This window comes from Pectobacterium sp. S5 (assembly GCF_051707265.1).
Lineage (GTDB): Bacteria > Pseudomonadota > Gammaproteobacteria > Enterobacterales > Enterobacteriaceae > Pectobacterium > Pectobacterium polare.
Genome location: NZ_JAULSZ010000001.1, coordinates 1,033,597 through 1,053,420 on the forward strand (window position 1 = coordinate 1,033,597; position 19,824 = coordinate 1,053,420).

The window sequence follows — 19,824 nt, forward strand, 5'->3', positions numbered from 1 at the left end:
TTCATGGTACTTTTGACTTCTATGCAAAAGCAAGCGGACAAGGGCGTTGTAGGTGCCTGACGCAGGTTTTTTTATGACGCAGTAAACGAAATTAAAAATGCTTCTGATGTTTTGGTACAAAAGCAGCCCGTTTACTGCGACTTATCCGTCACTCGCGGGACGTCTTCGGTTGTTTTTCACTCAACCGATCAAATCCAAATATCATTTTCAGCCGTCCGTCCGCCGCCTTCATGTCCCGTATTCAGAACACCTTTCGGTTCAATGAGCAGCAGCTTTACTTCGTGTTCTGCATAAGGCTTATGCTCAACGCCGCTCGGAACGACATACATTTCTCCGGCATTGATGCGCACATCACCGTCACGAAAATCGATTCTCAATTGGCCTTCCAGCACGATGAACGTTTCGTCCGTTTCGGGATGGGAATGCCAGATAAAATCGCCCTGAATCTTAACGATTTTGAATTGATAGTCATTCATCTCAGCGATCACTTTCGGCTGCCAGCGATCGTCGAATAACGCTAACTTTTGGGCAAAATTAATGGATTTATACATATCGTCTCTCCTTATGATGACGTCCTCAGACTAACTAAGCAGAGTACCGACTGTATTGAACGATTGTGCAAGCAGGCTAAGGCGCAGTAAACATGCGCTGCCAGTGACCGGGGGAAAGCCCAAATGCCTTCACAAAATGGCGCGTCATATGGCTTTGATCTGCGAAACCCGTCTGGGCAGCAATATCGACGAGACTGTCACCGGCCAGCATGAGCCGCCGACAGTGTTCGAGACGGCGCATGGTGACGTAGCGGTACGGCGTCGTACCAAAGAGCGCGCGGAAATCACGCGTCAGGCTCCAGCGATCCCGACCGCTCACCTGAGCCAGTTCATCAAGCGTAATCGTTTTATCAAAGGCATCATGAATGTATTCACGCGCCCGCTCAGCAGCGTGATAGTCGAATAAACGCCGCTGATACCGCTGCCCACCCACGGCCGACAGCGCCTGCGCCAGATCGTAGAGCACATCGTCTTCTTCCAACTCATCGAAAGCCTCTTCCATCGCTCTGAGCAACGGCTCCGTTGCAGCAAACAAACGCGGATCGTTGGATATACCGCCGTTAACGAAGGGTAAGGGTTTGCCGCCGAGTATTTTTTGAATCAGCGCGGGTTCAACGTAAATCATGCGGTACTGAAAACCGTCGACAGAACCGGCTTCGCCATCATGAATCTCATCCGGATGAAGCACCAGCGTTCCCCCCGGCACGCTATTGCACTGGCTGCCGCGATAGTGGAAGCGCTGCACGCCGGAGAGCGTCCGCCCAATCGCATAGGTATCGTGCCGATGGGGGTCGTAGCCATGCCCACGGAAGAAAGCCTCAATTCGCTCGAACGAGGCAGGATGCTGAGCCTGTTTTACCCAGTCGTTATTCACTTGATGGCGTCGCATGATGAAAGGCGCTTTATCTCTGGTTACCAATGCTTACCTTAGCGCGGAATGCCCACAATCACGAAATATTGTCTGATATACCGCAAGCGGCGTTAAAAATTGCTCCAGTTTTTTACGGCGGGCTATCCCTGCCCGCCGCCCTTCGGGCCGCCGCAAGCGGCGTTAAAAATTGCTCCGGGCAATTTTTTATGTTTACCATGTGATTAATGGGAAAAAAGACAGGAAGCACGATGTTGCCAAGCTCACAAGAACACTATCTGGTTATTACCGCGCTGGGGGTTGATCGCCCCGGTATTGTCAATGCGATTACCCGCCACGTCAGTAGCTGTGGCTGCAACATCGAAGATAGCCGTCTTGCTATGCTGGGCAAAGAGTTCACTTTCATTATGCTGCTGTCCGGCAGTTGGAACGCGATAACGCTGATTGAATCAACCCTGCCGCTGAAAGGCGCGGAGATGGATTTGCTGATCGTGATGAAGCGGACAGAGTCGCAGGCCAGCCAGCCAACACCTTCTACCGTCTGGGTGAAGGTTGACGTTGCCGACTCTCCTCACATCATCGAGCGTTTTACCGATTTGTTCGATTCTCACCAGTTAAACATTGCTGAGCTGGTTTCAAAAACCCAGCCCGCCGAAGGTGACAAGCCGCCGCAGCTGTATATTCAGATTGCCGCACACAGTTCGACCACGCTTGATAGCTCAATTATTGAGCCAGCCTTTCATCAGCTATGTACAGAATTGCACGCACAAGGCAGTATTAGCGTCGTTAACTATGCCCAATAGCATAACGTTGCCATTATTATTGCAAATAGCATGGGTATATCCACAGCATGAAGAGAAACAAGACGGAGAGTCGTGATGAACACACTGAAAGCCGGTGATATCGCACCGAAATTTAGCTTGCCCGACCAAGATGGCGAACAAGTAAATTTAACCGACTTCCAGGGACAGAAAGTGTTGGTGTATTTCTACCCTAAAGCGATGACGCCAGGATGCACCGTTCAGGCTTGCGGCCTGCGCGATAATATGGACGATTTGAAAAAACATGGCGTTGAAGTTCTCGGTATTAGCACGGACAAATCAGAAAAACTGTCCCGCTTTGTCGAGAAAGAAGTCTTAAATTTCACGCTGCTTTCTGATGAGGATCATCAGGTTTCAGAAGGATTTGGCGTTTGGGGAGAAAAAACCTTCATGGGGAAAACCTATGACGGTATTCATCGCATCAGTTTCCTGATCGATGAAAATGGCAAGGTGGAGAAGGTGTTTGACGACTTCAAAACCAGCAACCACCATGACATCGTTCTCGATTATCTGAAAAGCGCCTGATTCGCGGTTTTCAGTTCGTCCACCGGCACCGTCATACGTGCCGGTTTTTCCTGCCTTTCTCTCTCTTCTCCACGTTTTTCCCGCTCGGGCATTTCTTTGTCTGCCATCGCTGGCTAAGATAGTCAGCAGAATGTTTTCACGTTAGCTGTTGATAAGGTTATCTTCCGTTATGTCTATTCGGTTAAGAAAAACGGTCATGTCCGTCCTGTTTGGGGCATTACTGGCTGGCAACCTGCTTCCTGCTCAGGCCGACACGCAGGATCGGCTGCCGGATATCGGCACCACTGCGGGCGGTACACTCAGTATCAATCAGGAACTGGCGATGGGCGATTTTTACGTCCGCCAGCTGCGGGCGGGTGCGCCGCTTATCAACGATCCGCTGTTATCCAATTATATTAATCAGCTCGGCAACAGATTGGTCAAACAGGCTGATTCGGTGCGGACACCGTTCCATTTTTATCTGATCCGCAATGACGACATCAACGCCTTCGCCTTCTTCGGCGGCAACGTGGTGCTACATTCCGCGCTGTTCCGCTATGCCGACAGCGAAAGCGAGCTGGCCTCGGTGCTGGCACATGAAATCTCCCACGTTACTCAGCGCCATCTGGCGCGCAGCATGGAATCACAGCAGCGTAGCGCCCCGCTCACCTGGGTCGGCGCGCTCGGTTCTATTCTGCTGGCAATGGCCAATCCACAGTTAGGGATGGCGGCGCTCAGCGGTACGCTGGCGGGCGCGCAGCAGGGCATGATTACGTTCACGCAGTCAAATGAACAGGAAGCAGACCGTATCGGCATTCAGGTGTTGCAGCGCGCAGGCTTTGATCCGCAGGCTATGCCGAATTTCCTGCAAAAGCTGGCGGATCAATCTCGCTATGCCTCCAGACCGCCGGAAATGTTACTGACTCACCCATTGCCGGAAAGCCGCCTGTCCGATGCCCGCAACCGCGCCAACCAGATGCGCTCCACACCGGTACAATCTTCTCAGGATTTCCTGCTCGCCAAAATACGCACCTTTGGTATGTATGGCTCACCGGAGCGTCCGCTGAGCAACGATCTGCTGGAGCAATGGGAAAAAGGCAACGTGCGGGAGCAGCTGGCCGCGAAATATGGCCGCGCGATCCAGCTTTATCAGGCGAAGAAGTACGATGAGGCGCGTAATGTGCTGCAACCGCTGTTAAGCAGCGCGCCTGAAAATCCGTGGTTTCTGGATATGATGACGGATATCGATATAGGACAAAGTCGCGCGACACAGGCTATCGCACGCTTACAAAACGTGCCGGGAATGCAGGCGAACCCGGTACTTCAGCTTAATCTGGCGAATGCTTATGTGGAAGGGAAACAGCCCGCTGCCGCCAGCAAAATACTGTATCGCTACACCTACGCGCACCCTGACGATTCGAACGGCTGGGATCTGCTGGCACAAGCCGCAGCAGCACAAGGACAGCGGGCAGAAGAACTGGCCGCGCGAGCGGAGAGTCTGGCCCTCAGCGGTCAGCTCGATCAATCTATTCGGTTACTGAGTAACGCGAGTTCACTGGTTAAATTGGGGAGTCTGGAACAGGCGCGTTACGACGCCCGCATTGACCAGCTCCGCCAGTTGCAGCAGCGCTTCCGCCAGTACCAGAAATCCTGATAAGGAGCATGACGATGACACAATCTTCAACTCAAAAATCCGTGACGATTTACCACAACCCGCGCTGCTCCAAGAGCCGTGAAACGCTGGCGCTGCTACAGGAACACAATATTAGGCCCGACGTCGTGCTCTATCTCGACACGCCGCCCGATGCCGCGACGCTGGCTCAGCTTATCAAGCAGTTGGGCTTGACTAGCGCACGCGAATTGATGAGAACCAAAGAAGAGATTTATCAGCAGCTGGGGCTGTCCGATGCCGCACTAACGGAAGCGCAGCTGATTCAGGCGATGATCGATAATCCGAAGCTCATCGAGCGCCCCATCGTCGTGGCACAGGGTCAGGCACGTATTGGTCGCCCGCCAGAGCAGGTGTTGGAAATTCTGTAGTGGTAAACCATTGTGGTAAAAAACAGCTGTAAACGATAGGCGTGAACGATCCTCAACGACGATCTTTATTAAAGATCGTCAATTACAGTCCGAGGATCTCTTTCACAAAAGGAATGGTCAGCTTGCGCTGCGCAGTGATGGAAGCATGGTCGAGCTGATCGAGCGTCATAAATAACGTGCGCATTTCCCGATCCAGACGCTTAAGCAGAAAACGGCTGACGTCTTCCGGCAATTCGAACCCGCGCAGTCTGGCACGCAGCTGTAGCGCTTCCCCTTTTTCGTCATCCGACAACGGCTGCAGCTTGTAGATTTGTCCCCAATCAAGGCGAGAAGCCAGATCGGGCAGACGTAAATTCAGCTGACGCGGCGGACGATCGCCAGTAATCAACAGCCGGGCACGCCCTGTTTCCTGAATGCGGTTATACAGATTAAACACCGCCATTTCCCACTCTTCATCGCTCGCGATAGATTCGATGTTATCGATACACACCAGCGCCAGTTGCTCCATCCCTTCCAGCACATCTGGTACAAAGTAGGCACGTTTATCCAGCGGCACATAGCCCACCGCACGTTCCTGACGCGACAATTCGGCGCAGGCAGCATGCAGCAGATGGCTGCGCCCGCCCCCTTCGCGTGACCAGAAATAGATATAGCTACCATGCTCCTGATACAAAGCATTATTGACGGCGGCAAGAAGAGACGCGTTTTCACCCGGATAGAAACTGGCAAATGTTTCGTCATCGGGTAAGTAGAGTGGCAATGAAAGCTGTGCCGGCGTGTTCAGAATCACCTCAAGCAAAACGGGCAGGAAATCGGATCGAGTTTATCACAGAAACCGGCCCCTGTTGAGGACGCGATACGCAAGGCCTCAACAGGGGGGAATGACGCGGTTATGAACGCGCGTCGTTCTCTTCCGGCGCATCGAGGATCTCTTCCTCTTTGCGGAACAGGCTGATGACCTTAAACACCAGACTCATGCCGATACCGACAACCGTCGCCAGCGCCATGCCTTTCAGTTCGGTCGAGCCCAAATGCACTTTCGCGCCGCTGACGCCAATGATCAGAATCACGGAAGTCAGGATCAGGTTTTGCGCTTTGTTGTAATCCACTTTGGATTCAATCAGCACGCGAATACCGGATGCACCAATTACGCCGTACAGCAGCAGTGACACGCCGCCCATAACAGGAACCGGCACAGCCTGAATCGCCGCCGCCAGTTTGCCCACGCAGGAAAGCAGAATCGCGAGGATCGCCGCACCGCCGATCACCCAAGTGCTGTACACTTTGGTAATCGCCAACACGCCGATATTTTCGCCGTAGGTTGTGTTCGGCGTAGAACCAAAGAAGCCGGACAGCACGGTAGAAATCCCGTTGGCAAACATGGAGCGGTGCAGCCCCGGTTCACGCATCAAGTCTTTCTTCACGATATTCGCCGTCACTACCAGGTGACCAACGTGTTCCGCAATCACCACCAACGCCGCAGGCAGAATCGCCAGAATAGCAAACCACTCAAAACGTGGCGTATAGAATGTCGGCATCGCGAACCAGTGGGCTTCACGAATCGGGGTCAAATCCACCACACCCAGCACGAACGACAGCGCATAGCCTGCCAGTACCCCGATCAGAATCGGAATGATCGCCAGAAAACCGCGAAACAGCACCGAGCCCAGAATGGTGATCGCCAGCGTCGCCAGTGAAATCGTCACAGCGGTAGAATCGACAGAAGCGCCATCGGCAGGCAACAGTCCAGCCATTCCCGCCGCAACACCCGCCAGTTCAAGACCGATAACGGCGACAATCGCCCCCATCGCCGCAGGCGGAAACAGCACATTCAGCCAGCCGGTGCCCGCTTTCTTAACAATCAGCGCCACCAGACAGAACAACACGCCGCACATAATGAAACCACCCAGCGCGACTTCATACCCCAGCGGCAACAGCAGTAAAACCGGGGAAATAAACGCGAAGCTCGATCCCAAATACGCCGGAATTTTGCCCTTACAAATGAATAAATAAAGCAGCGTACCCACACCGTTGAATAACAGTACGGTGGCCGGATTGATCTTGAACAGAATGGGCACCAGAACGGTAGCGCCAAACATCGCGAACAGATGCTGGAAACTCAACGGGATGGTTTGTAACAAGGGTGGTCGTTCACTTACCCCGATGGCGCGACGAGTCATCTTCAATATCCTCTGTAGTGTTGCTATTTATGTGTGCAGGTAGACCCGCACTTCTTATGACAGCCAGACGCATCCCGCCCCACCGTAGTGAAGCAGGATCATATTGACTGCTGATGTATAAAAGAACCGCGTGTGACGTAACACAGGCTGTGGCGCACCATAGGAAATACTTAGGTTTACGCCAAAAAAAAGCCGACTATCAAGTCGGCTTACCTGTTATTTGGTACCAAATATTTTATCGCCCGCATCACCCAGGCCCGGCATGATGTAACCCTGCTCGTTAAGGCCTTTATCGATGGATGCCGTGTAAAGCTCGACATCTGGGTGGGCTTTTTCCAGTGCGGCAATCCCTTCTGGCGCCGCGACCAACACCAGCACCTTAATGCTGTGACAACCCGCTTTTTTCAGCAGGTCGATCGTCGCGATCATTGAACCACCGGTTGCCAGCATAGGGTCAACAACCAGCGCCATGCGCTCTTCGATATTGGAAACCAGCTTCTGGAAATAAGGAACAGGCTCCAGCGTCTCTTCATCACGGTAGATGCCGACAACGCTGATACGCGCACTAGGCACATTTTCCAGCACGCCATCCATCATCCCCAACCCTGCACGCAGAATCGGTACGACGGTAATTTTCTTGCCTTTGATCTGATCGACTTCAACCGGACCGCACCAGCCATCAATGGTGACTTTTTCGGTTGCCAGGTCAGCCGTCGCTTCGTAAGTCAGTAAACTTCCCACTTCGGAAGCCAGCTCACGAAAACGCTTGGTACTAATATCGTTCTCACGCATCAAACCCAGTTTGTGTTTGACGAGTGGGTGTTTCACCTCGACGATCTTCATCATTATCTCCCCATCGGCTAGTGGACGGACAAAAACGCCAAGCGCGTTTTTAAACACCGCTTGCGGCGGCCCGCAGGGCGGCGGGCACGAGAGCCCGTCGTAAAAAAAATCGCGGGATTATACCGCCTTTTTTACTTAGCGCCATATGATTAAGCCTGATCCAGATCAACCGAGGAGAGAAATTGTCGCCATTAACGAAAAATAGCCAGCCGATGACTCATCACTCGCAAACGATTGCCTACACTGTTAGAATTAGCGCGCATTATTTTTACCACAGTATGTTTTCTAAATACCGTGTTTTCTGAATACGACCCGTAACCTTCGTGGGGACTCAGCAGTGACCGACAAAACCTCTCTCAGCTATAAAGACGCAGGCGTGGATATCGATGCGGGTAATGCATTGGTAGACCGTATCAAAGGTGTAGTGAAACAGACCCGTCGCCCGGAAGTTATGGGTGGATTGGGTGGTTTCGGTGCCTTGTGCGCCTTACCGCAAAAATACCGCGAACCGATTCTGGTTTCCGGCACTGACGGAGTCGGCACCAAACTGCGCCTGGCGATGGACCTGAAACGCCACGATACGATTGGTATCGACTTGGTTGCGATGTGCGTGAACGATCTGGTCGTTCAGGGCGCTGAGCCGCTGTTCTTCCTCGACTATTACGCCACGGGCAAGCTGGATGTTGACACCGCTGCCAGCGTGATTACTGGTATCGCGGAAGGCTGTAAGCAATCAGGCTGTGCGCTGGTCGGTGGCGAAACCGCCGAAATGCCGGGTATGTATCACGGTGAAGACTACGACGTTGCCGGCTTCTGCGTCGGTGTCGTAGAAAAATCAGAAATTATTGACGGCAGCAAAGTGCAGAACGGCGATGTTCTGGTTGCCCTCGCTTCCAGCGGCCCGCACTCAAACGGCTACTCGCTGGTGCGCAAAGTGCTCGAAGTCAGCAAGACCGATCCAGAGCAGTTCGAGCTGGAAGGCAAATCGCTGGCCGATCACCTGCTGGCCCCAACCAAAATCTACGTGAAATCCATACTGTCCCTGATTGAGAAAGTTGATGTCCACGCGATTTCTCACCTGACCGGCGGTGGCTTCTGGGAAAATATCCCACGCGTACTGCCAGAAGGCATGCAGGCAACGATCGACGAATCCAGCTGGCAATGGCCTGCCGTTTTCAACTGGCTGCAACAGGCCGGTAATGTCAGCCGCCACGAAATGTATCGTACTTTCAACTGTGGTGTTGGTATGATCATCGCACTGCCAGCCGAACAGGCAGACGAGGCCGTTGCATTACTCAACAGCAGCGGCGAAAACGCATGGAAAATCGGCGTCATTACTCAAACCGATGCCGGAGACGCAGTGGTTATTAACTGATGAAAAACATCGTTGTTCTGATTTCAGGTCATGGAAGCAACTTACAGGCGTTAATTGACGCCTGTAAGAACGGACGCCTTAAAGGAAAGATCGTCGCCGTATTCAGTAATAATGCGGAGGCTTACGGGCTAGAACGCGCACAGAATGCGAATATTCCTACGTGCGTCCTGAACCCTGAAGACTTTGCCGACCGTGCTGCATTTGATGCCGCACTGGCAAACGAAATTGAGCAATATGAACCCGCGCTGGTGATCTTGGCAGGCTACATGCGGATTCTCAGCCCGGAATTTGTTGCCCAGTTTGCTGGCAAAATGCTGAACATTCACCCTTCCCTGCTGCCCAAGTATCCCGGCCTGCATACGCACCGCAAGGCGCTGGAAAATGGCGATCGGGAACATGGGACATCCGTCCATTTCGTCACCGATGAACTGGACGGCGGCCCACTGATTCTGCAAGCGAAAGTGCCTGTATTCAGTGACGACACGGAAGAAAGCCTGAGCGAGCGCGTGAAGACTCACGAGCACACGATTTATCCGATGGTGATTAACTGGTTCCTGAACGGCAGACTGGTGATGCGTGATAATGAAGCCTGGCTGGACAGCATTCGCATCCCGCCGCAGGGCTACGCTGCCGAGTAATCTTGTCAGCTCATCGCTTCATCATAGAGTAAGGCTCCCCTGCGGAGCCTTACTTTTTATTACGTCTTCCTTTCCATACCCATTCATTAATCACTACCCTTTTCTCTTCCCTCACCACGCTTTAAATATTTACTAATCTTTACGAAAAATTCATTAACCATCAGATAATAAAGAATATTTATATCAACCGACATTACACGTGCTCTTCATCGGTTGAAAATGAAAATAACAATGATTATCTTTCCCCATCTTAAATTTTGTGAACTCCATCATGCGTACCGTCTTACTGTTTTGCCTGCTTTTTCTCAGCCCGCTCTTGCAGGCAAAAACCGTCACCGACATTTTAGGCCGACAGGTGGCGATCCCAGACAATCCTCAGCGCATCATTCTGGGCGAGAGCCGCATGCTCTATACGCTGGCGTTGCTCCAACCTGATAACCCAGCAAAGCATGTCGTCGGCTGGCCGGGAGATATGGCGCGCTACGATGCGCAGAGCTGGTCACGCTATACCGAAAAATTCCCACAGCTGAGCCAGATCCCCCAGTTAGGTAACGGCAGCCTGCAAGCGATGAATGCAGAAATGCTGCTGCCGTTAAAACCCGATCTGGTCATTCTTCCACGGCTGGCAAAAAATGCGGCCAATGAAGACCTCCTGCAACAGACGCTGACTCGTGCAGGAATCCCGTTTATTTACGTCGATCTGCGTATCGATCTGCTTAACAACACGTTGCCCAGTATTCGCCTGCTCGGTGAGGTGTTAAATCAACCCCAGCGCGCTACCGCCTTCAGCAATTTCTATCAGCAGCATATGGATGTGATTCGCCAGCGCATCGCGCAATACCACGGCAAGAAACCGACGGTCATGCTGCATCTGCATCTGGGCAGACGGGACACCTGTTGCACCACGGCGGTCGGCGGCAGCCTTGGCGATCTGCTGACCTTCGCTGGCGGCGAGAATATTGCCAGCGGCACTATCAATAGCGTCTACGGAGAGCTAAGCCCAGAGCGCGTTTTGGCGGCCAATCCCGATGTCTATATCGCCACCGGTATGGCAGGGCCAGACGGCAAACGCTTTTCCAGCCTGATGCTCGGCCCGCTGGTTAACGCTGCACAAGCACAAGAGAGCTTCGACACGCTTATTCGTCAGGAACCCATTTTGTCTCACCTACGAGCCGTACAAACAGGTCACGCCTGGAGCATGTGGCACAACTTCTATCTCAGCCCGTACCACGTCGTAATGGTCGAGATGTTTGCCAAGGCGCTCTATCCAGATCGGTTTGCCGATATCGATCCGCAACAAACACTACAACAACTCTATCAACAGTTTTTACCTATTGAATTTTCAGGGATTTATTGGAGTCAGATTTCGCATGAATAAGTTTTTTATAAAAAAGGCCACGCTCCGTCACGGATGGCCGCTGCTGGCGCTGTTGCCGTTTAGCATTCAGGCTGCCACCGTCGATGGCAAAGCAGACACCATGGTGGTGAATGCCACCTCTGGCGATCAGGCAGAAAAAGAGACTGGCTATCAGCAGCATAAAACCGTGACGGGCACTCGCACTGAAAGCCGCCTGCTGGATGTTCCACAGGCCGTCAACGTCGTTCCGACTCAGGTACTCGAGGATCGTGCGGTACGCAACATTGATGAAGCACTGTATAACGTCAGCGGCATCACCCAGTCCAATACGCTGGGCGGCACGCAGGATGCCATCATCAAACGTGGCTTTGGCGATAACCGCGACGGCTCGATCTTTCGTGATGGAGTGCGATCCATTCAGGCGCGCAACTTTACGCCCAGCAGCAAACGCGTCGAAGTGCTGAAAGGTCCGGCGTCCATGCTCTACGGCATGGGAGAACCCGGCGGTGTCATTAATATCATCAGTAAAAAACCCGAACTGGTGCAGAAAACGCACATTGAAGGCTGGGGAAGCAGCTTCAAAGGTGGCGGCGGGCAGTTGGATGTCACCGGCCCGTTAGGCACATCCGGCTTGGCTTACCGCATGGTGGTCGATCACGATGAAACTGACTACTGGCGCAACTTCGGGCGTAACCGCCAGACGACAGTGGCTCCATCACTCATGTGGTACGGTGAAGACACCACCGTGCGCGTGGCCTACGAACATATGGAATACCTAACACCTTTCGATCGCGGCACCCTTATCGATCCGAAGACGGGCAAGCCGGTTAATACACCGCGAGATCGCCGCTTTGATGAAAGCTACAATGCGACACGCGGCGATCAGGACAGCGTCACTATGCAGGTTGACCGTAACCTCAATGACCGCTGGAAAAGTAGCCTGACCTACTCGTACAACCGCAACCGCTACAGCGACAATCAGGCACGAGCAATGGGCTATGACGCCAATACCGGAATACTAACGCGCCGAGCCGATGCCACCGCTTACGCGCATTCCCAGGCGCAGATCGTGCAGCTTACCGTAAATGGTGATGTGGACTGGGGGCGTATCAATCACCAATTGCTGCTTGGATTTGATTACGAGGCAGACCGTACCTTCCGCGGTGATATGATCCGCGGAGGAAACAATACGACCAGTTTCAATATCTACAATCCAATTTACGGTCAATTACAAGTCCCTACAGTCGCCAATGCTTCCGACAGCGATCAGCGCGAAAATATCGACAGCAAAGCTTTCTTTATGCAGGACGCTATCCGCCTTAACGATCGCTGGCAGTTGCTGGGCGGTTTGCGATATGACACCTTTGATGTGATGTCAGGTAAAGGTCGCCCGTTCGTCACGCGAACAGATAGCACCTACAGTCGCGTCGTTCCACGAGCAGGTGTCATCTATAATCTGACATCCTATTCTTCGCTTTATGCCAGCTATAGTGAATCATTCAAACCTAACTCCTCTATTGCGGCACAGGCCACCTCTCTGCCGCCAGAGTTAGGGCGTTCTTATGAAATCGGAGCAAAGTGGGATTTGGACAACCGTATCAGCGGTAATCTGGCTCTCTTCGATATTGAGAAACGCAACGTCATGGTGACAGAAAGAATAGGGAGCGAAAATTTTGGCCGTGTTGTAGGCCAAGTCCGTTCACAAGGGGCAGAACTTGATCTAGCAGGAAAACTAACGGACTCACTGAGTCTAATCGGTTCCTATGCCTATACCGATGCTCGCGTCACCGCCGATCCAAAAAATAATGGCAAACGTATGCCAAATTCCGCTCGCCATACCGCCTCGCTATTCCTGACACAGGACTTCGGCAACATTGGTCTGGCGGCTGGTGACGATCTTCGTGCTGGTGCAGGCGCGCGCTACGTCAGCCGTCGTGCAGGAAAAGACGATAACAACTTCTATCTGGATGCCTATACTGTCGCGGATGCGTTTATTGCCTATAGCCTGCCGCTCAACGGCTACAAAGTGAAATGGCAGCTCAATGTGAAAAACCTGTTCGACAAGACCTATTATCCATCCAGCGGTAACGATAATCTGCGTGTCGCCGTCGGTGAACCACGTCAGGTGGTGCTGCGCGCCAGCGTCGATTTCTGATGCATTTTCGCCCCGCGTCTCACCGATGCGGGGCACCTTACCGAGTTTCATTCCACATTGAGAGTTCAGCACCCGCCTCCCCGCCGCTATACTAGCGTTGGCATACTCATGCCAGCGTGACCTCGGTAACCACGGGTCACGTCCCTTTATATCAATTAAGGATTCACTATGTCCGGTACGAGCAATTCCGTTCGGCTACGACCGCTGGAGCGAGACGATCTCACTTTTGTCCATCAGTTGGATAACAATGCCAGTGTGATGCGTTATTGGTTTGAAGAGCCTTACGAGGCCTTTGTCGAACTCAGCGATCTGTACGACAAACATATTCATGACCAAAGCGAGCGGCGCTTCATTATTGAACACGAGCAGACCAAAGTAGGTCTGGTTGAGCTGGTAGAGATTAACCACATCCACCGCCGCGCGGAATTTCAGATCATTATCGATCCCGCGTATCAAGGCAAAGGTTACGCCAGCGCAGCAGCCAAGCTGGCGATGGATTATGGCTTCTCGGTGTTGAACCTCTACAAGCTATATTTGATTGTGGATAAGGAAAACAAGAAAGCGATCCACATCTACAGCAAGCTGGGGTTTGAGGTAGAAGGCGAGCTGATCCACGAGTTTTTCATCAACGGTGAATATCGCAACACGATCCGCATGTGCATTTTCCAACATCAATATATGGCGAAGCACAAAACCGTGACGGGAACCGGTGGCGAAGCGCCGGGAAGTTCTATCAGCCAATAAGTTCTATCAGCCGATATGTAAGAAGGCCAGCAATGCGCTGGCCTTCCGTTAGAGCATTAACCCGCAAATTGCCGGAACAGTGCTTTACCGCGTAAGAGTCGTAGCCCCAGCCAGCCGCCGCAGAGCGACAGAAGGAACGCCGCGATTAACGGCAGTGCTATCCACATCCCGATATTCGGTTCCCAGGCAAAGTTAAAGACCTTACGCTGCAACAGCCACAGTGCCGATTCTGCGCCAATCGCTGCCGCCGTTCCCGCCACCAAGCCCAGCACCGCGAATTCACACCACAGCGTAGTACGCAGCAGGCGTAATCCGGCTCCCAGCGTGCGGTATACCATCAGTTCCTGACGTCGCTGACGCATCCCGACCTGAATCTGTGCCAGTAACAACAGCACGCCACAGAACAACACCAGGATGACCATAATCTCCAGCGCACGACTCACCTGCTGCAAGACCTGCCCAACCTGACGCAGAATACTGCCAATATCCAGTACGCTTACCGTCGGGAACTGGCGATTCAGTTGCGTAATCATCTTCTCATCGCCATCGTAGCGGAAGCTGGTCAGCCAGGACTGAGGCTGGTTATCCAACGCCCCCACGGGGAAAATGAAGAAGAAATTCGGACGCAGGCTTTCCCAATCCACCTGACGGAAACTGGTCACCGTAGCGCTAAACGGCTGCGTGTCGCCGGTAAAAGTCAGCGTATCACCAATCTTGATCCCCATCTCTTTGGCTTCTTTCGCTTCCATCGAGACTTCACCCGCCTTCGGTGCTTCACCTTCCACCAGCACATTGTGTTGCGGGATCCCGTTCATCCAGGTCAGGTTCAGCTCACGGTTCACCGTGTTGCCGCCCGGATCGTCCTCGTGGATCACTTCCGTAGCGACCTGCTGATTAATCTCCGTCAGACGCGCACGAATAATTGGGAAGAACTGCTCCGGCATTACCTCATGCTGAGAGAGGAAATCCCTTATCTGTGGCACCTGATCTGCCGTGATATTCAGCAGGAAATAGTTCGGGCTACCCGGCGGCAACTGCTGCTGCCAGCGTTCCAGCAAATCACCGCGCATCACCAACAGCAGCGCCAATAGCATGAAGGACAGCGAAAACGCGGCCAGTTGACTGAGCGTCGACCACGGCTGACGCAGCAGGCGATTAATCGCCAGACGCAATGCCAGTCGTTTAACCGTCAAACGCCGTAACAGCAGCAGACCGCCCCAGCCAATGACGCCCAGCAGTAGCGACAGCACTGCCACGCCGCCAAGCAGCGACCACAGCAGCACGCCGCCACCGGACAACACGGCCAGCAGCCCGACGACAATAATCAGGACGATCGGCAGGTAATAGCGCAGCGGCCACACGTTCGCCACCACATCCTGACGCAACACGCGCAGCGGCTGTGTCGCCAGCAGCAGTCGATAAGGCCGTAGCCCAACCAGCAGTGAGATCAGCACTAGCGATCCCAGCGCCCATACCCACGGCCACAGCCCGGATGCAGGCAATGCGGCGGGTAGCACCGGGGCCAGCATTTTCATCAGCAGCGCCTCAAACCCAAGGCCGAGCACGCTACCGCAAACCGCCGCCAGACCAAGCACGGAAAGCCACTGCCCGATGATTAATCGCCTCAGCGCCTGTTTGCCTGCCCCCAGCGTTTTTAGAATAGCGACCAAATCATAGCGGCTGCGGCAGTAGTGCCCCATCGCCACCGCAACAGCGGCAATAGACAGCAACAGCGTTAGCAATGCCGACAGCAACAGGAACTGCTGCGACCGCTTTAACGACTGGCTCAGTGCACCTTCAGAATCTTCCATGCCATACCAACGCTGATCGGGCTTGAGCTGTGGCTTGATGAAGTTGCTGAATTCACTAATTTGCTTCTCATTGCCAGAAAACATGTAGCGCCAGGTAATGCGACCACCCGGCTGAATCGCGCCGGTTTTCTCGACATCGTCCAGATTCATCAGAATACGCGGCGCGGTCTCGAACGGATTGAAGCCGGAATCCGGTTCCTGAATCAGTTCGCCGCTGATGCGCAGCGAGGTATCGCCGACGTCCAGCATGTCACCGACTTTCAGCCCAAGTAACGCCAGCAGGCGCGGGGCCACCAGCACCGTTCCCGCTTCCGCATGCAGTCCTTCGGGGCGCGTCTGCAAATTACCGTACAGCGGATAGCGCTGGTCAGTCGCTTTAACCTGCGCCAGCTGCGGCGTATCACCCGCAAACGTCATGGTCATGAAAGAAATCTGGCGGCTAAGCGTCAGCCCGCGCTGCTCCGCTTCCTGAAGCCAGGTGTCAGCAACGGGACGCGATGCACGCAGCACGCGGTCGCCCGCCAGAAAATCCCGGCTCTGCTGGCTGAGCCCTTTCTCCATGCGGTCGCTGATCGTGCCCAACGCCAGCACGCAAGCCACGGCCAGCGTTAGCGCCAGCCAGACAATCAGTAAGGAAGGAGAGCGCCATTCGCGCCAGAACCACCGCCAGATCATGCGTCCTCCCGCAGCTTGCCGTCGACTAACCGCAGACGTCGCTCGCAGCGTGCCGCCAGTTGTTCATCGTGCGTCACCAGAATCAGCGTCGTGGCATAATCACGATTGAGGGAAAACAGCAGATCAACGATGCGCTCACCGGTTTTACGATCCAGATTCCCGGTAGGTTCATCGGCAAACAAGACGTTAGGGCGACCGCTGAATGCGCGCGCCAGTGCTACGCGCTGCTGTTCACCGCCGGAAAGCTGAGCGGGAAGATGATGTAAACGCTCCCCCAGGCCAAGCTGCTGTAAAAGCTGTTCGGCCTGTCCACGACTGTGGCTATCGCTTTCACCGCGCAGCAACGCGGGTAGCTGTACGTTCTCCAACGCATTCAGCGTCGGCACCAGCATGAAAGACTGGAAGACAAAACCAACATGCTGAGCACGCAGCGCCGCACGACCTTCTTCATCCAATCCGTTGAGTGATTTGCCCATCAGGCTAACGTCGCCCTCGGTGCCATCATCCAGCCCGGCCAAAATCCCCAACAAGGTTGATTTCCCCGAACCGGATTCACCAATCAGGGCAATTGTCTGCGCAGGTTTGACAATAAGCTCAACTCCGGTAAGGATGGAAAGCCGATTTTCTCCTTGACCAACGTGCTTACTAAGATGATGAACTTCAAGAATGTTTTCTACGTGCGCAGTTTCGCTTGGCGTAGCACTCGCTGGGCTGGTCTTCGCAAACATGTTTTTGTCCTTTTGCTTCTGGGATTATGCAGCGTACGCGCTTTCGCCGCTGACACATTATTAATTCTGGGCGATAGCCTCAGTGCGGGCTACCAAATGCCAGCCGCTAACGCGTGGCCAACGCTGCTGAACACGCAGTGGCAGACGCAGAAAAAAGGCATCGCGGTGGTTAACGCCAGTATTAGCGGTGACACCACCGCACAAGGGCTGGCACGTATTCCTGCCCTGCTGAAACAGCATCAGCCGCGTTGGGTGTTGATTGAACTGGGCGGCAATGACGGGCTCCGGGGATTTCCGGCAGCCAATATCGAGCAGGATCTGACGAAAATTATCACGCTGGTCAAACAGGCTAACGCCCAGCCGCTGCTTATGCAGATCCGTTTGCCGACCAACTATGGCCGTCGCTACACCGAGTCATTCAGCAATATCTACCCCAAATTGGCGGAGCAGTTTGCGCTTCCGCTGCTGCCTTTCTTTATGGAGCAGGTGTATCTTAAACCGGAGTGGATGATGGAAGATGGCATCCATCCAACCCGGGATGCCCAACCGTTTATCGCAGAATGGATGGCGAAGCAGCTGGAACCCTTAGTTAACCATGAGTCTTAATAAATAGGCTTTTGAATTAGGTAAAGTTATGCAAAAAACGGTCTTCATTACCGGTTGCTCCAGCGGCATTGGCCTGATTGCCGCTCAGGATCTGCAAAAACGCGGCTATCGTGTGATTGCGGCCTGCCGCCGCGCAGAGGATGTTGCTCGTCTGACCGCGCTCGGTCTGGAAGCGATTACGCTCGATTTGGATAACAGCGCCAGCGTTGAACAAGCCGCTGCGGAGGTGATCAGGCTGACCGATAACCGTCTGTACGGTTTGTTTAATAACGCTGGATATGGCCTGTATGGCCCGTTGAATACCATTTCGCGCCAGCAGCTTGAGCAGCAGTTTTCCAGCAACCTGTTCGGTACGCATCAGCTCACGCAGCTGTTATTGCCTGCGATGCTGCCGCACGGTGAAGGCCGCATCATCCAGACCAGTTCCGTGCTGGGGCTGGTGTCAACGCCGGGTCGCGGTGCGTATGCCGCCAGCAAATATGCGCTGGAAGCCTGGTCAGATGCGTTGCGTATGGAATTACACGGCAGCGGCCTGCATGTCAGCCTGATCGAGCCCGGCCCGATCAGTACGCGTTTTACCAACAATGTCGCACAGACGCAGACGGACAAACCGGTTACCAATCCCGGCATCGCCAAGCGCTTCACGCTGCCGCCAGAAGCGATATTGCCGAAGCTCCATCATGCGCTGGAAAGCTCACGGCCTAAATTACGCTATCCCGTGACGATGGTGGCTCACGCCTTAACCTGGCTGCGTCGTTTGCTACCGGGGTGTCTTCTGGATAAGGTAGTACGAGGATAAGGTCGCAGAGGGCGATGTATTGCGCACTCACCTCTGCACAAGGCTTGTAAGTCACACCGACAGGCCCCATCTAAGAGTCAAATGAATTCAAGAAGTAAGAGAGACTACTCATGTTAGAACAACAAGCGACTATCGTTGACGTCAATGAATCCAACCTGCATCAGGTGTTGGAACACTCCATGACACTGCCAGTCCTGTTTTACTTCTGGTCGGGGCGTAGCCAGCACTGCCTGGAGCTGGAACCAGTGCTGGACAAGCTGGCGCAGGAATACGCAGGACAGTTTGTTCTGGCGAAGGTTGACTGTGATACCGAACAGCGCGTAGCCGCCCAGTTTGGCCTGCGCTCAATCCCAACCGTGTATCTGGTTAAAGACGGGCAGCCGCAGGATGGTTTTCAGGGGCCACAGCCGGAAGAAGCCATTCGTGAATTGCTGAAACGCGCGCTACCGAAAGAAGAAGAACTGAAAGTCGCACAGGCGCAGCAGCTGATTCAGGAAGACAAACTGCCGGAAGCGATGCAACTGCTGAAAGACGCCTGGCAACTCAGCCAGCAGCGCAGCGACATCGGTCTGATGCTGGCAGAAGTGCAGATTCAGATCAACCGCAGTGAAGATGCAGAAGCCGTGCTGGCCACTATTCCTTTGCAAGACAGGGATACCCGCTATCACAGCCTCGTGGCGCAGATTGAATTACTGAAACAGGCGGCAGATACGCCAGAAATTCAGCATCTACAGCAGCAGTTGGACGTCGATCCGCAAAATGCGGAGCTGGCGGTACAGCTGGCGCTGCAACTGCATCAGGTTGGGCGTAACGAAGAAGCGCTTGAACTGCTGATGGGCTTCCTGAAGAAAGATCTGGCCGTTGCTAACGGCAGCGCACGTAAAACGCTAATGGACATCATGGCCGCCCTCGGCACCAGCGACGCCCTCGCCGCTCGTTATCGCCGGCAGCTCTATTCGTTATTGTATTGATTCTCTAGTGGAAAAGGCCAGAACGTTGATTCTGGCCTTTTTATTTGCAGACAAGCCGTCCCGTGTCGGGCGCGTGCTATGAAGTAGCATGAAAGTGACGGTATTATCGCGCACGAAACAGCCTCAACAGCGGCATAAAATGCAACTCAGAGGCAGTC

The 19,824-nt window shown here is 53.7% G+C and carries 19 protein-coding genes; 12 read left to right on the forward strand and 7 right to left on the reverse strand.

Annotated elements, in window-relative coordinates; genetic code table 11:
* Nucleotides 1-188 precede the first annotated feature (188 nt).
* Both QWJ20_RS04705 and QWJ20_RS04710 read right to left on the reverse strand, forming a co-directional pair.
* The gene (locus tag QWJ20_RS04705) at nucleotides 189-551 is read right to left on the reverse strand and encodes a cupin domain-containing protein (RefSeq protein WP_039482888.1); all 363 of its coding nucleotides are present in this window, start codon (nucleotides 549-551) and stop codon (nucleotides 189-191) included.
* Between the two features lie 76 nt (nucleotides 552-627).
* Complete coding sequence (locus tag QWJ20_RS04710) at nucleotides 628-1,440, reverse strand: AraC family ligand binding domain-containing protein (RefSeq protein ID WP_433991972.1); 813 nt, start codon at nucleotides 1,438-1,440, stop codon at nucleotides 628-630.
* Nucleotides 1,441-1,670: 230 nt separating this feature from the next.
* Here QWJ20_RS04710 and QWJ20_RS04715 point away from each other — a divergent pair, with 230 nt between their 5' ends.
* The 4 genes from QWJ20_RS04715 (at nucleotide 1,671) to arsC (ending at nucleotide 4,784) form a co-directional block, all read left to right on the forward strand.
* Complete coding sequence (locus QWJ20_RS04715; protein WP_174866086.1) at nucleotides 1,671-2,222, forward strand: glycine cleavage system transcriptional repressor; 552 nt, start codon at nucleotides 1,671-1,673, stop codon at nucleotides 2,220-2,222.
* Between the two features lie 75 nt (nucleotides 2,223-2,297).
* A complete protein-coding gene (bcp, locus tag QWJ20_RS04720) occupies nucleotides 2,298-2,765 on the forward strand; it encodes a thioredoxin-dependent thiol peroxidase (RefSeq protein ID WP_039356343.1) in 468 nt (155 codons plus the stop codon).
* A 196-nt stretch (nucleotides 2,766-2,961) separates the two neighbouring features.
* Entirely contained in the window at nucleotides 2,962-4,398 is a 1,437-nt protein-coding gene (locus tag QWJ20_RS04725) for a beta-barrel assembly-enhancing protease (RefSeq protein WP_397309756.1), read from the forward strand.
* A 14-nt stretch (nucleotides 4,399-4,412) separates the two neighbouring features.
* The gene (gene arsC / locus QWJ20_RS04730; protein WP_433991973.1) at nucleotides 4,413-4,784 is read left to right on the forward strand and encodes an arsenate reductase (glutaredoxin); all 372 of its coding nucleotides are present in this window, start codon (nucleotides 4,413-4,415) and stop codon (nucleotides 4,782-4,784) included.
* Nucleotides 4,785-4,866: 82 nt separating this feature from the next.
* On the opposite strand, the gene hda is transcribed toward arsC, so the two are convergent.
* From hda to upp, 3 genes are all read right to left on the reverse strand, one after another.
* The gene (gene hda, locus QWJ20_RS04735; RefSeq protein WP_433991974.1) at nucleotides 4,867-5,574 is read right to left on the reverse strand and encodes a DnaA inactivator Hda; all 708 of its coding nucleotides are present in this window, start codon (nucleotides 5,572-5,574) and stop codon (nucleotides 4,867-4,869) included.
* 100 nt (nucleotides 5,575-5,674) lie between these two features.
* Nucleotides 5,675-6,964 carry a uracil permease gene (gene uraA / locus QWJ20_RS04740; protein ID WP_040031268.1) on the reverse strand — a complete coding sequence of 430 codons (1,290 nt, stop codon included), beginning with the start codon at nucleotides 6,962-6,964 and terminating at the stop codon, nucleotides 5,675-5,677.
* 216 nt (nucleotides 6,965-7,180) lie between these two features.
* Nucleotides 7,181-7,807 carry a uracil phosphoribosyltransferase gene (upp, locus tag QWJ20_RS04745; RefSeq protein WP_010307474.1) on the reverse strand — a complete coding sequence of 209 codons (627 nt, stop codon included), beginning with the start codon at nucleotides 7,805-7,807 and terminating at the stop codon, nucleotides 7,181-7,183.
* 337 nt (nucleotides 7,808-8,144) lie between these two features.
* Between upp and purM the strand changes: the two genes are divergently transcribed.
* The 5 genes from purM (at nucleotide 8,145) to speG (ending at nucleotide 14,076) form a co-directional block, all read left to right on the forward strand.
* On the forward strand, nucleotides 8,145-9,182 hold the full coding sequence (gene purM, locus QWJ20_RS04750; protein WP_010286490.1) for a phosphoribosylformylglycinamidine cyclo-ligase: 1,038 nt from the start codon (nucleotides 8,145-8,147) through the stop codon (nucleotides 9,180-9,182).
* On the forward strand, nucleotides 9,182-9,820 hold the full coding sequence (gene purN, locus QWJ20_RS04755) for a phosphoribosylglycinamide formyltransferase (RefSeq protein ID WP_095993992.1): 639 nt from the start codon (nucleotides 9,182-9,184) through the stop codon (nucleotides 9,818-9,820). The genes purM and purN overlap by 1 nt, the downstream gene beginning before the upstream one ends.
* 271 nt (nucleotides 9,821-10,091) lie before the next feature.
* Nucleotides 10,092-11,198 carry an ABC transporter substrate-binding protein gene (locus QWJ20_RS04760; RefSeq protein WP_433991975.1) on the forward strand — a complete coding sequence of 369 codons (1,107 nt, stop codon included), beginning with the start codon at nucleotides 10,092-10,094 and terminating at the stop codon, nucleotides 11,196-11,198.
* Entirely contained in the window at nucleotides 11,191-13,332 is a 2,142-nt protein-coding gene (locus QWJ20_RS04765; protein WP_433991976.1) for a TonB-dependent siderophore receptor, read from the forward strand. The genes QWJ20_RS04760 and QWJ20_RS04765 overlap by 8 nt, the downstream gene beginning before the upstream one ends.
* 168 nt (nucleotides 13,333-13,500) lie before the next feature.
* Entirely contained in the window at nucleotides 13,501-14,076 is a 576-nt protein-coding gene (gene speG, locus QWJ20_RS04770) for a spermidine N1-acetyltransferase (RefSeq protein WP_039472461.1), read from the forward strand.
* 56 nt (nucleotides 14,077-14,132) lie between these two features.
* Here the strand turns inward: speG and ybbP are convergent, their stop codons facing one another.
* Nucleotides 14,133-16,562, reverse strand: a complete 2,430-nt coding sequence (gene ybbP, locus QWJ20_RS04775; RefSeq protein WP_095698818.1) for a putative ABC transporter permease subunit YbbP — start codon at nucleotides 16,560-16,562, stop codon at nucleotides 14,133-14,135.
* On the reverse strand, nucleotides 16,559-17,290 hold the full coding sequence (gene ybbA / locus QWJ20_RS04780; protein WP_095993988.1) for a putative ABC transporter ATP-binding protein YbbA: 732 nt from the start codon (nucleotides 17,288-17,290) through the stop codon (nucleotides 16,559-16,561). The genes ybbP and ybbA overlap by 4 nt, the downstream gene beginning before the upstream one ends.
* Here ybbA and tesA point away from each other — a divergent pair.
* From tesA to QWJ20_RS04795, 3 genes are all read left to right on the forward strand, one after another.
* Nucleotides 17,213-17,896 carry a multifunctional acyl-CoA thioesterase I/protease I/lysophospholipase L1 gene (gene tesA / locus QWJ20_RS04785; protein WP_095701874.1) on the forward strand — a complete coding sequence of 228 codons (684 nt, stop codon included), beginning with the start codon at nucleotides 17,213-17,215 and terminating at the stop codon, nucleotides 17,894-17,896. The two genes, ybbA and tesA, sit on opposite strands and share 78 nt — an antisense overlap.
* A 28-nt stretch (nucleotides 17,897-17,924) precedes the next feature.
* Nucleotides 17,925-18,695, forward strand: a complete 771-nt coding sequence (locus QWJ20_RS04790) for an SDR family oxidoreductase (protein WP_433991977.1) — start codon at nucleotides 17,925-17,927, stop codon at nucleotides 18,693-18,695.
* 110 nt (nucleotides 18,696-18,805) lie between these two features.
* Nucleotides 18,806-19,666 carry a thioredoxin family protein gene (locus tag QWJ20_RS04795; protein ID WP_039486057.1) on the forward strand — a complete coding sequence of 287 codons (861 nt, stop codon included), beginning with the start codon at nucleotides 18,806-18,808 and terminating at the stop codon, nucleotides 19,664-19,666.
* Nucleotides 19,667-19,824: the final 158 nt, after the last annotated feature.